Annotated in this window: 14 protein-coding genes; 7 read left to right on the top strand and 7 right to left on the bottom strand. The window is 66.7% G+C overall.

Going from position 1 to position 13,898, the window contains the following annotated elements:
- The first annotated feature begins 3 nt into the window (after positions 1–3).
- Genes KIH07_RS20840 through KIH07_RS20830 form a run of 3 tightly spaced genes read left to right on the top strand, consistent with a single transcriptional unit; the run spans position 4 to position 2,359 of the window.
- Positions 4–732 carry an ABC transporter permease gene (locus tag KIH07_RS20840; RefSeq protein ID WP_226493785.1) on the top strand — a complete coding sequence of 243 codons (729 nt, stop codon included), beginning with the start codon at positions 4–6 and terminating at the stop codon, positions 730–732.
- Positions 729–1,511, top strand: coding sequence for a phosphate ABC transporter ATP-binding protein (locus KIH07_RS20835; protein WP_226493784.1), 783 nt, complete (start codon positions 729–731; stop codon positions 1,509–1,511). Before KIH07_RS20840 ends, KIH07_RS20835 begins: the two co-directional genes overlap by 4 nt.
- Entirely contained in the window at positions 1,508–2,359 is an 852-nt protein-coding gene (locus KIH07_RS20830; protein WP_226493783.1) for an extracellular solute-binding protein, read from the top strand. Before KIH07_RS20835 ends, KIH07_RS20830 begins: the two co-directional genes overlap by 4 nt.
- 2 nt (positions 2,360–2,361) lie before the next feature.
- Here the strand turns inward: KIH07_RS20830 and KIH07_RS20825 are convergent, their stop codons facing one another.
- Positions 2,362–3,105, bottom strand: coding sequence for an AraC family transcriptional regulator (locus tag KIH07_RS20825; RefSeq protein WP_226493782.1), 744 nt, complete (start codon positions 3,103–3,105; stop codon positions 2,362–2,364).
- Between the two features lie 126 nt (positions 3,106–3,231).
- Here KIH07_RS20825 and KIH07_RS20820 point away from each other — a divergent pair, with 126 nt between their 5' ends.
- From KIH07_RS20820 to KIH07_RS20810, 3 genes are read left to right on the top strand one after another with little or no spacing between them, the layout of a single operon-like run.
- The gene (locus tag KIH07_RS20820; protein ID WP_226493781.1) at positions 3,232–4,170 is read left to right on the top strand and encodes a dihydrodipicolinate synthase family protein; all 939 of its coding nucleotides are present in this window, start codon (positions 3,232–3,234) and stop codon (positions 4,168–4,170) included.
- An 8-nt stretch (positions 4,171–4,178) separates the two neighbouring features.
- Entirely contained in the window at positions 4,179–5,129 is a 951-nt protein-coding gene (locus KIH07_RS20815; RefSeq protein ID WP_319004857.1) for a proline racemase family protein, read from the top strand.
- 13 nt (positions 5,130–5,142) lie between these two features.
- Entirely contained in the window at positions 5,143–6,408 is a 1,266-nt protein-coding gene (locus KIH07_RS20810) for an NAD(P)/FAD-dependent oxidoreductase (RefSeq protein ID WP_226493780.1), read from the top strand.
- Positions 6,409–6,411: 3 nt separating this feature from the next.
- Here the strand turns inward: KIH07_RS20810 and modC are convergent, their stop codons facing one another.
- From modC to KIH07_RS20780, 6 genes are all read right to left on the bottom strand, one after another.
- The gene (modC, locus tag KIH07_RS20805; RefSeq protein ID WP_226493779.1) at positions 6,412–7,530 is read right to left on the bottom strand and encodes a molybdenum ABC transporter ATP-binding protein; all 1,119 of its coding nucleotides are present in this window, start codon (positions 7,528–7,530) and stop codon (positions 6,412–6,414) included.
- Positions 7,527–8,210, bottom strand: coding sequence for a molybdate ABC transporter permease subunit (gene modB, locus KIH07_RS20800; protein ID WP_226493778.1), 684 nt, complete (start codon positions 8,208–8,210; stop codon positions 7,527–7,529). Before modB ends, modC begins: the two co-directional genes overlap by 4 nt.
- 15 nt (positions 8,211–8,225) lie before the next feature.
- Entirely contained in the window at positions 8,226–8,981 is a 756-nt protein-coding gene (modA, locus tag KIH07_RS20795) for a molybdate ABC transporter substrate-binding protein (protein WP_226493777.1), read from the bottom strand.
- Between the two features lie 347 nt (positions 8,982–9,328).
- On the bottom strand, positions 9,329–10,777 hold the full coding sequence (locus tag KIH07_RS20790) for a hypothetical protein (protein WP_226493776.1): 1,449 nt from the start codon (positions 10,775–10,777) through the stop codon (positions 9,329–9,331).
- Complete coding sequence (locus KIH07_RS20785) at positions 10,774–12,171, bottom strand: KGGVGR-motif variant AAA ATPase (protein WP_226493775.1); 1,398 nt, start codon at positions 12,169–12,171, stop codon at positions 10,774–10,776. The genes KIH07_RS20790 and KIH07_RS20785 overlap by 4 nt, the downstream gene beginning before the upstream one ends.
- A complete protein-coding gene (locus KIH07_RS20780; RefSeq protein ID WP_226493774.1) occupies positions 12,171–12,596 on the bottom strand; it encodes a hypothetical protein in 426 nt (141 codons plus the stop codon). Before KIH07_RS20780 ends, KIH07_RS20785 begins: the two co-directional genes overlap by 1 nt.
- A 253-nt stretch (positions 12,597–12,849) precedes the next feature.
- Between KIH07_RS20780 and KIH07_RS20775 the strand changes: the two genes are divergently transcribed.
- The gene (locus tag KIH07_RS20775) at positions 12,850–13,632 is read left to right on the top strand and encodes a TOBE domain-containing protein (protein ID WP_226493773.1); all 783 of its coding nucleotides are present in this window, start codon (positions 12,850–12,852) and stop codon (positions 13,630–13,632) included.
- The last annotated feature ends 266 nt before the right edge of the window (positions 13,633–13,898 follow it).

Genomic DNA, 13,898 nt, shown 5'->3' with positions numbered 1-13,898 from the left:
CATATGAACGCGTTTTCCGATAGTTTGACCACCGCATTGCAGCTCGTTGTTTCGGGCGATGCCGGCCTCTGGGCCATCGTCACGCGCTCGCTCGCGGTGAGCGCCACGGCCTGTCTGCTGGCTTGTGGCGTCGGTCTCTTGCTGGGCGCCTGGCTGGCCGTGGCGCGCTTCCCCGGCCGCCCCATCGTGCTCACGCTGCTCAACACCTCGCTGGCCATCCCCTCCGTGGTGGTGGGCCTGGTGATCTACCTGCTGCTCTCGCGCACCGGTCCGCTGGGTTTTCTGGGCTGGCTGTTCAGCTTTCAGGCCATGGTGCTGGCGCAGGCCATCCTGGTGCTGCCACTGGTGACCGCGCTCACGCGCCAGGTGGTGGAAGACAGCGACCGCGACCACGGTGAACAGCTCAGCTCGCTGGGCGCGGGCCTGGGCCTGCGCAGCCTGCTCATGGCCTGGGACGAGCGCTACGCCTTGCTCACCGTGCTGATCACCGCCTTTGGCCGGGCGGTGTCGGAAGTGGGCGCGGTGATGATCGTGGGCGGCAACATCGAAGGCTTCACCCGCGTCATGACCACCGCCATCGCGCTCGAAACCAGCAAGGGCGACCTGCCGCTGGCCCTCGGGCTGGGCATCGTGCTGCTGGCCGTGGTGCTGCTGCTCAACAGCGGGGTGGCGCTGCTGCGCCGCTGGCGCGAGCACCTGGACGGCGGCGACCTGCGGATGGCCACCACATGAGGATCGAACGCCCCACCGAAGGCAGCGCCGCCGGCCTTGGCGTGCGCCACGGCACGGTGCTCGAACTGGCCGACGTGCATGTGAGCCTGGGCCCGGCGGCCCAGGTGGAAGCCCTGCGCTGCATCACGCTGTCCATCCAGGCCGGCGAGCGCGTGGCGCTGGTCGGGCCCAACGGATGCGGCAAGAGCACGCTGCTGCGCACGCTGCACGGCCTGCTGCCCATCGCCTCCGGGCAGCGCGAGGTGCCCCAGGCCTCGCGCATCGCCATGCTGTTCCAGCGGCCGCACATGATGCGCATGTCGGTGCGGCGCAACCTGCAGCTGGGCCTGTGGCTCAGCGGCGTGCCCTGGCGCCAGACCGACGAACGCGCCCGCCAAGCGCTGGCCCGGGTCGAGCTGGCCCACCTGGCCGAGCGCAACGGCCGCGCGCTCTCGGGCGGGCAGCAGCAGCGCGTGGCGCTGGCGCGCGCCTGGGCGCTGCAGCCCGACGTGTGGCTGCTCGACGAACCCACCGCCAGCCTCGACCCACACGCCAAGCGCGACGTGGAGGCGCTGATCGCCGACTTCGGCGACGAGCTGCCCGCGCCCGGCCGCCAGCCGCCCACGCTGGTGTTCGCCAGCCACAACCTCGGCCAGGTCAAACGCCTGGCCGGCCGCGTGATCTACCTGGAGCAGGGCCGGTTGCTGGCCGACCTGCCGGTGAACGATTTTTTCAACCACGCCTTCCTGGAGGCCCACTGCCCCCAGGCCCATCTGTTCGTCAAAGGAGAAACCCCATGAAAACTGAAATGAAACACCCCCGCCGCGCCGTCGTGCGCCTGCTTGCTGTGGCCGGTCTTGCGTCTGCAGGCCTGCTGGTCAGTACCGCCGCGCTGGCGCAAAGCAGCATCGTCGTGGCGTCCACCACGTCCACCGAGCAGTCGGGCCTGTTCAGTTATCTGCTGCCCGAGTTCAAGAAGGCCAGCGGCATCGACGTGAAGGTGGTGGCGCTGGGTACCGGCCAGGCGATCGACATGGCGCGCCGGGGCGATGCCGACGTGCTGTTCGTGCACGACCAGGTGGCTGAGGAAAAATTCGTGGCCGAGGGCTTTGCCGCCAAACGCCAGGAGGTCATGTACAACGACTTCGTGCTGATCGGCCCCAAGGCCGACCCGGCGGGCACCAAGGGCAGCGACATCGTGGCCGCGCTCAAGAAAGTGGCCGCGGCCAACGCGCCCTTTATCTCGCGCGGCGACAAGAGCGGCACGCACGCGGCCGAGCTGCGCTTCTGGAAGATGACCGACACCGATGCGAACAAGGGCTCGGGCTACAAGGAATGCGGCTGCGGCATGGGCCCGGCGCTCAACATCGGCTCCAGCAGCGGCGCCTACGTGCTCGCCGACCGCGGCACCTGGCTCAACTTCAAGAACCGGGCCGACCTGACGGTGCTGGTCGAAGGCGACAAGCGCCTGTTCAACCAGTACGGCGTGATGCTGGTCAGCGCCGCCAAACACCCGCAGGTGAAGACCGCCGAAGGCCAGAAGTTCGTGGACTGGGTGACCGGTGCCGCTGGCCAGAAGGTGATCGCCGACTACAAGATCGGTGGCGAACAGCTGTTCTTCCCGAACGCCGCCGCAGCCGCTCGCTGACGTCACCTCATGGCTCTATAGGCTGACGGCGTGAGCCCCACCGATTTGCGGAACTGGCGGGTGAACGAGGCCTGGTCCGCGTAGCCACACGCCAGGGCGATTTCGCTGATCGGGTCACGGGCGTGGCGCAAGAGATCACACGCCCGCTCGATGCGCGCCCGAAGCACGTATTGACCCGCCGTCACACCAAACAGGCCGCGGATGCGCTGGTCCAGCTGAAACACCGAAAGACCGGCCAGGGCGGCGAGTTCTTCCAGATGCAGCGGTGAGTCCAGGTGCCGCGCGACGTGTTCGATGACGCGCGACACCGCCGCAGCTTCGTTCGTGGAGCCCATGGGCTGCTGGATGTCGCGCGACAGACCGGCCAGCCCGACGATGCGGCCTTTCGGGTCGGTGATTGCCACTTTCCAAGTGAGGCACCAACCCGGTTTCCGGTTGCCGTACAGGTGCAGCTCCAGTTGCCCGCTGATCACGGGGCCGCCCTGCAGGATGCGCTGGTCCTGTTGCGAAAACCCGGACCCGAGCGGGAGCGGGAACACCTGTTGCGCCGTCTTGCCGATCAGCTCGGACTTGTGCTCGAAGCCACAGCGCTTCACCAGGGTGTGGTTGACCGCCGTGTAGCGGCCCTGCGTGTCTTTCAGGAAGAACACGGTGTCGGGCACGTGGTCGAACAGCAGGTCGCCCTGGAACAAGCCGTTGGCGATCAGGAGCCCTGGCGACCCGGGCGCTGGCAGAGAAACATCCATGGTGTTCGGCTCACGACCGTTTGTGCAATTTCCCCAGTCGGCACCCCACTTTCCGACAAGACGTGGAGCGCCCGAACTGCGAGACTGCCGGCAGCTTAACAGTCCCTTGAACGGAGCCTCCCACCCATGAAACGGAATATCTTCAGCGGCACGATCCCCGCCTTGATGACCCCTTGCACGCCCGACCGGCAACCCGATTTCGACGCGCTGGTGAAGACCGGCCGCGACCTCGTTGAAGCCGGCATGTCGGCCCTGGTGTACTGCGGCTCCATGGGCGACTGGCCCCTGCTGAGCGACGAGCAGCGCATGGAAGGCGTGGAGCGGCTGGTGCGCGCGGGCCTGCCCGTGATCGTGGGCACCGGGGCGCAGAACACGGCCCGCGCCTGCGCCCTGGCCGCGCACGCCAAGGCCTGCGGCGCCAAGGGCTTGATGATCATTCCCCGCGTGCTGTCGCGCACCGGGTCGGCCGCCGCGCAGCGCGCCCACTTCGCCGACGTCCTGACCGCCGCGGTGGACCTGCCCAGCGTGATCTACAACAGCCCCTACTACGGCTACGAAACCCGGGCCGAGCTGTTTTTTGACGTGCAATCGCGTTTCCCCCACCTGATCGGTTTCAAGGAGTTCGGCGGCGCGGCTTCCTTGCGCTACGCGGCCGAACACATCACCGCGCGCGACCCGTCGCTGACGCTGATGGTCGGCGTGGACACCCAGGTGTTCCATGGTTTCGTCAACTGCGGTGCCAGGGGCGCCATCACCGGGATCGGCAACGTGCTGCCCAAAGAGGTGCTGCACCTGGTCGCCCTGTGCGAGCAGGCGGCCCGCGGCGACGTGCTCGCGCGCCAGCGCGCGCAGGAGCTGGAGGCGGCGCTGGCGGTGCTGTCCTCGTTTGACGAGGGCCACGACCTGGTGCTGTATTTCAAATTCCTCATGGTGCTTCAAGGGCATCGCCAATACGCCTTGCACTTCAACCCCAGCGATGCCCTCTCGGAGAGCCAGAAGAACTACGCGACCCTCCAGTTGCACATCTTCAAACGCTGGTACGCCAGCTGGAAGGAGCAGAACTGACCATGGCCATCATCGACATGCAGGTCATCGACTCCCACACCGAAGGGGAACCCACGCGTCTGGTGGTGGCCGGTGGGCCGCCGCTGGGCAACGGCCCTTTGAGCGAGCGCAAAGCCCTCTTTGCCCGCGACTTTGACCACTACCGCGTGCTGGCGGCCAACGAACCGCGCGGGTACGACGCGGTGGTCGGCGCCTTGCTCTGCGAACCGGTGGACAGCGGTTGCGCCGCCGGGCTGATCTTCTTCAACAACACCGGCTACCTGGGCATGTGTGGCCACGGCACGATTGGCGCGGCCGTCACGCTCGCCCACATGGGGCGCATCGGCCCGGGCGTGCACCGCTTCGAGACGCCGGTCGGCGTGGTGAGCGTGGACCTCCGGTCCGCCCACGAAGTGACGATCCAGAACGTGGAGAGCCATGTGTTCCGGCGCGACGTGGCCATCGACGTGCCCGGCCTGGGGCGTGTCGTGGGCGACGTCGCCTGGGGCGGCAACTGGTTCTTTCTGTGCCACAGCACCCCGTGTGAGCTGACGGTGGCGCACATCGCCGAACTCAGCCGCCAGGCCGAGGCCGTGAAGGCAACGCTGGTGCGTGACGGCATCACCGGGCGCGACGGTGCCGAGATCGACCACATCGAATTCTTCGGCCCGGCCCACGCCGCCGACGCCCACAGCCGCAACTTCGTGCTGTGCCCCGGCGGTGCCTACGACCGCTCGCCTTGCGGCACCGGCACCAGCGCCAAGCTGGCCTGCCTGGCCGCGGCCGGCAAGCTCCAGCCGGGCGACACCTGGGTACAGGAAAGCGTGATCGGCAGCCGCTTCGAGGCCAGCTACCGGGCCACGGAGCACGGCGTCATCCCCAGCATCACGGGCCGCGCCTACGTCACGGCCGAAGCGCGGCTGATCGCCGACCCGGCCGACCCCTTGCTGCCCGCGGCGTTCCGCGCGGCACGGGCTTGAGGTCGCCAGGCGCATGACCTCAGCCAACAACCCGGCGCCCGCCGGCGCCGACGTGGCGGTGGTGGGCGCCGGCATCATCGGCCTGTCGGTGGCGATGCACCTGGTGGCCCAGGGCCGCTCGGTGCTGCTGATCGACCGCAAGGGCATTGCCCAGGAAACCAGCGCCCAGAACGCCGGCGCGCTGGCGTTTTCCGACATCCTGCCCCTGGCCTCGCCGCGCATCCTGCGGCAGGCGCCGCGCTGGCTGCTCGACCCGCTCGGCCCGCTGGCCATCCGCCCGGGCTACGCGCTGCAGATGCTGCCCTGGCTCATGCGCTTCGGCCTGGCCAGCCGGCCGTCGGCCTACCGGGCGAGCCTGCGGGCGCAAACGCAGCTGATGGGCCTCGCCGCGCCAGCGTTTCACGCCATGCTGGCGCGCGCGCAGGCCTCGCACATGATCCGCCAGGACGGCTCGCTGCAGGTGTACGAAGGCGACGCGGAATTCCGCGCCAGCCTCGCGGGATGGCAGCTGCGTGCTGAAGCCGGCATCGCCTTCGAGCACGTGAAAGGCGAGCGGCTGCGGGAGCTGCAACCGGGCTTGGCCAGCTCCATCACCGCAGGCACCTTTGTGCCGCATTGGGAGACCGTGAGCGACCCCTTCGAGGTGGCCTCGGCCCTGGGGCGCCATGTGCTGCAGGCGGGCGCCGCGTGGCGCCAGGCGGAGGTCCGCTCCATCGCCGCGCGCGACGACGGTGTGGACCTGCAATTCGCGCAGGGCAGCGCCGTCCATGCGAAGCAGGCGGTGATCGCCACCGGGGCCTGGTCGCGCCAGCTCGCGGCCCAGCTGGGCGACGCGGTCCCGCTGGAAACCGAGCGCGGCTACAACACCACGCTGCCGCCCGGCGCGTTCGACCTCAAACGCCAGATCATCTTCGGCTCCCACGGTTTTGTGGTCACGCCGCTGTCCACGGGTATCCGCGTCGGTGGCGCGGTGGAGCTGGGCGGCCTGAAGCTGCCGCCCAACTTCGCGCGGTCGGCCCACATGCTGGGCAAGGCTTCGCGCCTGCTGCCGGGGCTGCGCACCGAGGGCGGCACGCAGTGGATGGGCTACCGCCCCTCGTTGCCCGATTCTTTGCCCGTCATCGGCCACGCCAAGGCCAGCCGGCGGGTGGTGTACGCCTTCGGCCACGGGCACCTGGGCCTGACGCAAAGCGCTGCCACCGGGCACCTGGTGGCCCAACTGCTGGCGGGGCAGGCGCCGTCCATCCCGCTCGAACCCTTCCGGCCCGGTCGGTTCTAGCTTCTAACGCACCATCGCCACGCCCTTGATCTGGGCGTAGACCGGCAGGCCGGGCGCGATGCCCAGCCGCTCGCACGAGAGCCGGCTGATGCGCGACAGCAGGCGCGTGCCGCCGCCGGCCCCGGCCACCCGCAGCCCCACCAGCACCTGGCCCGGGCCGTCGTCGGCGAGGTCGGTCACTTGGGCGCTCAGGATGTTGAGCACGCTGGTCTGCTCGGGCATCACCAGCGACAGGCTCACGTCGCGCGCCTGGATGCGCACGCGCACGGGGGCGCGGTCCGGCAGCGGCGTGCTGCGCGTTTGCGGCAGCAGCAGCGTGCCGCCGTCGAAGCGCAGCTCGCACAGACCGCTGTCGCTCTGCAGGCCGCAGGTGACGGCGTCGATCAGCGCGGCGGCGCTGTCGCCGTGGGCCAGCGGCAGGTCGAGCCGGGTCATGAGTTCGGCCACCGGGCCGTGCGCCAGCACCCGGCCTTGCTCCAGCAGCACCACGTGGTCGGCCAGGCGGGCCACCTCGTCGGCCGAGTGCGTCACGTACACCACCGGAATGTCCAGCCGCTCGTGCAACTGTTCCAGCCAGGGCAGGATCTCGGCCTTGCGCGCCGCGTCCAGCGCGGCCAGGGGTTCGTCCATCAGCAGCACGCGCGGGCTGGTGGCCAGCGCGCGGGCCATGGCCACGCGCTGGCGCTCGCCGCCCGAGAGCTCGTGTGGCATGCGCCGCAGCAGGTGGCCGATGCCGAGCAGCGCCAGGCCGTGGTCCCAGCCGTGCTGGCGCTCGCTCACCGGCGTGCGCTTGAAGCCGAACTGCAGGTTGTCTTTGACGTTCAGGTGCTCAAACAGGCTGGCTTCCTGGAACACATAGCCAATGGCCCGCTGGTGCACCGGCCGGAAGATGCGCCGCGCGCTGTCTTGCCACACCTCGCCCAGCACGCTCACCGAGCCCTGCGCCTGCGGCTCCAGCCCCGCGAGCACGCGCAGGCAGGTGGTCTTGCCCGAGCCCGACGGGCCGAGCAGGGCGGTCAGGCCCTTGCCCGGCAAGCGCAGGTCCACGTCGAGCGCGAAGTCGGCCCGTTGCAGGCGGGCCGTCATGTGCAGCCCGGCGGCGGTGTCGGGTGCGGGCGTCATGCGGCGCGCCGCTTGTGGCGGTGGTTGTACAGCTGCAGGGCCAGCAGGCACACGAAAGAAAAGCCCAACATCACCGCGGCCAGGCGGTGCGCGTCGCCGTACTCCATGGCCTCCACGTGGTCGTAGATCTGCACCGACACCACGCGCGTCACGCCCGGGATGTTGCCGCCCACCATGAGCACCACGCCGAACTCGCCCACCGTGTGGGCAAAGCTCATGATCGCGCCCGTGACCAGCCCGGGCCGGCACAGCGGCAGCACCACGCTGAAAAACGTGTCAAGCCGCGAAGCCCGCAGGCTGGCCGCCACCTCCAGCGGGCGGGCGCCCATCGCCTCCATGGCGTTGTGCACCGGCTGCACCATGAAAGGCAGCGAATAGAACACCGAGGCCACCACCAGGCCCGGGAAGGTGAACGGCAGATAGCCCAGCCCCCACGACGCCGTCCAGTGCCCCACCGGCCCGTTCGGCCCCATGGCCACCAGCAGGTAAAACCCCAGCACCGACGGTGGCAACACGATGGGCAGCGCCACCAGCGTGCCCAGCGGCGTCTTCAGCCACGAGCGCGTGCGCGCCAGCCACCACGCCAGGGGCGTGCCGATGAGCGCGAGGATCACCGTGGTGAGCGTGGCCACCTGGAGCGTGAGCCAGATCGCCTGCAGGTCGGACGCGGTCAGGGGCATGGTCGGGCGGGGCCTTCAAATGCCATAGCCGTAGGAACGGATCAGGTCCTGGATGTTCGGGCTTTGCAGCAGCTTCACCAAGGCCTGCGCCGCCTCGTTGCCGGCCGCCTTCTTCAGCACCACGGCGTCTTGCCGGATCGGGCTGTACAGCGTCTGCGGAACCACCCACATCGAACCGCTCTTGAGCTTGCCGCCTTCGAGCACCTGCGACAGCGCGACAAAGCCCACGTCGGCGTTGCCGGTGTAGACGAAGCTGAAGGTCTGGCCAATGCTCTCGCCCTGCACCAGCTTGGGCGCGAGCGCGGCGGCCAGGCCCAGCTTGTCCATGGCCTGCACCGCGGCGGCGCCGTAGGGCGCCACCTTGGGCGCGGCGTAGGCCAGCTTGCGCAGGCCGGCGCTCTTGAGCACCTCGCCCTGGGCGTCCACCTTGCTCGCGTCGGCCGACCACAGCACCAGCTTGCCGGTGGCGTAGGTGAAGCGGCTGCCGGGCTGGGCCAGGCCATCTTTTTCCAGCGCCTCGGGCGTCTTGGTGTCGGCCGCCAGTAGCACGTCAAACGGCGCGCCGTTCCGGATCTGCGCGTAGAGCTTGCCGGTGGAGCCCAGCGTGATCTTCAGCGTGTGGCCGGTGGTCTTTTCCAGCACGGCGGCAATCGCCTTGATCGGCTCGGCAAAGTTGGCCGCCACCGCCACCTGGGCTTCGGCGGCCTGGGTCGCGCTGTGCACTAGCGCGGAGAAGAGCAGGGCGGTGAGAGGGCGAACGGGCTTGGGCATGGGGACCTCGGATCGGTGCGGGACACGGCGGCGGGAACTCGCTATCCCAAAATGGAATAGCGAGTGTAGCGGGTGTTTTCTTTTGATCCGGGTGGAGGGCCTGCTTCGACTGGGTCCTTTGGGGTGTGCTCGCGGTGTGGATGAGACTGGGCGGCCTCGTCCCAGAGGAGCCGGTCAGTGCATTTGAGCAAATTTCCCGATGTCGGACGTCTGCGAGCTACTCATTTGGCTCTGCGCCTAGGCTGCATGTCAGACGCTCAACCTCGGCAAAGATTGAAGCTGTCGCACCCTCGGGCTTCTGGTTCGTTTCTATGTCGTGGGAGCGCCGAGGCTGATATCCATTCAGCCTAGTGCCGTTTGGGGACTGCGACACCACCCTTGCGCAGGATGCCAGCTTCAACTCGGTAAATGTCTGGCACATTGATCTTGCCATTGCTGCGTTCGTCTATTACGGCAACGGCTTTCATCGCTTCGAGCAGGGCTTCAGGCCCAGGGTTATCCGTCAGGCCTGCGGGTGTCTTAAACACCTCGCCATGCGTCGACGATTCAATGGCGAGTATGACGCGGCCGTCCTCCCAAAGTTGGAAGAGCTGGTCGCGCGTCATGGGAACGAACTGTCGCTTGAGTGCCTCCAGCGAGGGGCGGATCCACTCGTAGTCCTCATAAAGCTCGTTCAAGCGGCTCCGAGACGCCGACCGCACCCCGTCGAGGAGACCCAGGTGGTCGATGGCTCGGTCTGTGGGAGCGGGCACACGCTTCGCCGCCTCTTTCCAGGCCGTGAGAAAGGTTCGAGGCGAACAGGTGTCGGCTGCATCGCTCAGATGCAGGGGAACCCATGTGTACACCAGGCCGCGCTTCTTGCTGCTTCCCATAAACTCGCCCGCCACGGCATGCACCAGCCTACGCTGCTCGTTCATATGTAACCTGCTGTCCTCTCCGTTGATGGGCAGTGCGGCCGTTGCATCGGTCTGAGCAGCGAGCATCTTCAATGCCGAATTTCCATCTGGACTACGCAGGATCTCGAATAGTACGAGGCCATACAGCTCTTCCGGTTGCCATACCAAGCTGACATGGTCGTTCTTGATCTTGGAGCTGTCTTGAAACCTGAAAATCTCTCGGTCTGAAAACAGGTCAACGCGCATGAATATTTTGGTTCGGATGGACTGGAAGGACTGAAGTCCGATCGCCAAGCGCAAAAGGGCGCGCGTCAGTTCTCTGATGGTGCCCCAGTCCTGCGCCAGCCTGTCGAGCGCATCGAAAACGACCAGTAGGTGCTCCCTTTTTTGGGACAGCTGATCGTCTAACTGTGAGAGCATTTCCGAGTAGAGGCTGGGCCGTTGGAGAAGCGTGCCGATGGTGGCGGCCAGCGTGTCGAACTTCTTGCCGAGCATGTCCTCAGCGATGCGCAGCAGCAAGGCCTTCCAGATGAGGTCGGGGTTGCCGATCGACAGCTGCCGGATTTCGGCCAACTCGTCCACGGTGGGTGCGAAGACCTGCTTCTTTTCAGAGCCGTTGAAGCCAATTCTGACTTCAGTCGACTTGAGTTCGGGAAACCGGTAGTGCCCAGCCAGCTTGTCACGAATGTCTTTGTTCCCGAGCGCGTGAGTCCAGAAGCTCTTTCCCATGCCCCGATTGCCGACCACAAGCTGCCGACGCAGGTCGAGCACGCCTCGATGACCGACAGGCAAGAAGACCTCTTCAGGCAGGATGGTGGCGTTCGGCTCCACCCTCGACGCCAGCTGAAACTCGGCAATCGCTCTGCGGATGTCGGTGAAGGGAATGGAGTCGTAGTTCAATTTTGGGGCTCAGGAGGAGCAGGCTCAAGGAAGCGATCAATAGCATCCAGGAACGGGCGGAAGCTTTGCTCGTAAAAAGCTTCCGTCAGCTGTGTTGGTTGGCGAGAAGGATCGAAATCCACAAACGCCGGATTGAATGGGACTATCAGTGGGGCGTGTGGGGCAGACGCGTCCTGTTGGGTGAACCGCAGGGGAACGAACTGAGCACCGGTCACATCTTCTAGCTCTGCGTCATAAAGGTACTCGGAATACAACTCGTAGATCTCGTCACGGAACCAGTCGGCAGTCTCTGTATTCAGACTTGCCTTGGCGTAGACCGGCCGCAATGCAAGGCGCCACTCGGCACTTCGTCCCTGCGCAGCGTCGCGCTGCGCCAAGAGCTGAAGTGCCGCGAAAAGTGCCCTGTATCCCTCGATCGTCTGTGTCTGGGCGGTGCCGAACAGCAGAACCGTGGCGCCGAGCCCGATAACCGCCGGTGCTGCCAGTTCGGCCAAGCCGGCCCGGCTGTCTATGAGCACCGCATCGTATGAACCCTGCGCAACAATGCGGTTGATCATGGACGAGACTTGCTGGCCGACTGACACCGTTCCTGTTTCGGTCATGTCTTCGATCATTGCTCGCGACAGTTTGGCCAAGATGTTTTCGGGTCTGTCTTCGGATTTACGTCCGATCGCAGGCATGACGTCGACCACACCACCGCTGGACGATGTCAACTGGCTTGTGCCAACGAACCGATGCAACAGGTCATTCCCGACGCCGCCAACGCCATCCTCTACGAGGAAATCGACAACGCCGTAATCCGGCAGTCGGCCCCCCTCCAGCAGCAGGTGGCCCAGACCGGGTGCCTCAAGGTCCAGGTCGATTACTAGCACATTGCGCCCGCGGCGCGCCAAATCAGCGGCCGTCACGCTAAGAGCAGTGGAGCGGCCAACGCCGCCCTTCAACGACGCGAACACCAATCGCCGCGGACCTGAAGTTGCTGCGGCGACTGGTTCGGCCAGCCAACCCGTGCCAACGATGCGACGGTCGATCAAGTAGCAGAATTGTTCGCCTACGCGCACAGGCGTGCGCTCGCGAGAAGTCAACAAGGGCGACGCACCATCATCAGTGGGGTATACCACCGGCCGATCCTTCCGTGCGTAGGCACCCAGGCGATCGACAATGCGCCGCCCCAGAGGATCCAAATCCAGCTCGTCATGCGCGAGTGGGCTCTCAATACTGGCGGACGCACCGGTTTCCGACGGTGCGGAGACTGGCGGACGCTCATGGGCGAAAAAGCTCAGGCGACCCGTCGCGTCGCGCAGCACCGTGCCCATCTCGACGAACGACTCGCCACCCCATTCATTGAGAACCTCGATCAGGATCGGCAATGCATCATCAAAAAGTACCGGCATCACTGCTCCTCCATCTGAACGACTAACCTCTTGGCGTCGCCCTGCCACCGATCCACTCGGTGAGTTGGAACTTCGCATGTAGGTGCATACCGCATGTCGGTGCTCCATTCTTGGAATATCTGAGCCGTTCGCGCGACGTTCAGCAGCTCACCGGAGCGACGACCGGCAGCCGAGTCCAGCAGCAAAGACTTCAACTCCGGAAAGTGCTTGTAGAACGGGTCGTTGCGTCGCTGGTCGTCCGCAAGTGGCCGCATGCCACTCTGGGTCATCATCTCCTTTACGGCCAACTCGCCCGCCAGACCGTACAAGTAGCCTGCGACGGCCTTCGCGCCGGGCTGGGCACCCCCTGTGTTGAGAGCGTAGAGCGCCTCGGCAGCTTTCAGGTGCCGTCGAGCGGAGATCTGGTAGTTGTGCGAGTAGGCCATGGCGTAGGTGGGGAGAAGGATAGCTCAGTCCAAAGCGGGAGGCATTTTGCGCAGGAAGCATAGCGACTTTGCAAAGTGCTCCGGCTTCGTGGGACTGTCTCAATCGGGTTTCAAGAGACGCAATGAACAACTGCAAAGCGCACTGTTCCGAATGATTGGAAATAGCCGACTAGAGGCAGAAAACTGCGCAGCCCCGCAGCCAGGAATCAGCGCCCACTCCATGGCACCTGAAGTCCCATGGAACAATCCCGCTATGACCCCACCAACCCTCCACGCCACCCTGACCGAAGCCCTCGGCCACGCCATCAGCGACAAGCGCCTGGAGGTGTTGCGCCGGGTGGGTGAGTCGGGCTCCATCTCGCAGGCCGCGCGCGACGCGGGCATCAGCTACAAGGCGGCGTGGCAGGCCATCGACACGCTGACCAACCTGGGCGGTGTGCCGCTGGTGGAGCGCACGGTGGGCGGGGCGGGTGGGGGTGGCGCGCGCATCACGGCGCAGGGCTTGCAGCTGCTGCAGCTGGCCGATGAGCTGGCCCGTGCGCGCGACGCGGTGCTGGCGCGTTTTGCCGGCGGTGCGCAACTGGCCAGCGGCCTGGGCCTGCGCACCAGCATGCGCAACCAGCTGCCGTGTCGCGTGGTGGCGGTGGAGCCCGCGGCGCCTGGCGATCCGGCGGTGTGGGTGCACATGCAGACCGCTGGCGGCGAGCGGTTGACGTCGAGCATCACCCGCGAAAGCGCCGATCTGCTGGGCCTGGCGCCGGGGCTGGAGGTGCTGGTGTTGTGCAAGGCCACGGCGGTGCGGGTACAGGCGCCGGTGGCAGGGCAGCGGGGCGGCGGCGCAGCGGGGGAAGAGTGTGTTTTGCACGGCACGGTGGAGCGTGTGGCCGAGGGCACGCAGCGCGACGAGGTGGTGTTGGCCCTGGCTGGCGGGGGCCATTGGGTGGGCTTTGCGCCGCACCCGTTCGCGGCGCGCGTGGGCGAGGCCGCCAGCGCGCACATGGCGGCCGCGGCGCTGGTGGTGGGGCTGTCGGGGTGATCCGGCCGCTGGTTTGAGTGTGGCCTGTGGGGGGCCTGGGCACCGGGGCGGGGCCTTTGCTGGCGGGCTTTCAACATATGTACTGGGCTTCCGTACCAGGGTGGTACAGGTTGGGGGCGGGTGTGCAGCAATGGCACAGCGGTGAGGTGCCCATGGGCAAAAAACGGGCGCAAATCTCAGTTTGAACCGCTTTGTGGGGGTGGCACGGAAGTTGTGGCAGTGAAGGCAGCCCCTTCGGCTGACAACACTTTCAACCACCTTCACAG

Source organism: Hydrogenophaga taeniospiralis (assembly GCF_020510445.1).
GTDB lineage: Bacteria > Pseudomonadota > Gammaproteobacteria > Burkholderiales > Burkholderiaceae_C > Hydrogenophaga.
Note: the sequence above shows the minus strand (reverse complement) of the source record. Positions and strands in the feature narration are given on the sequence as shown.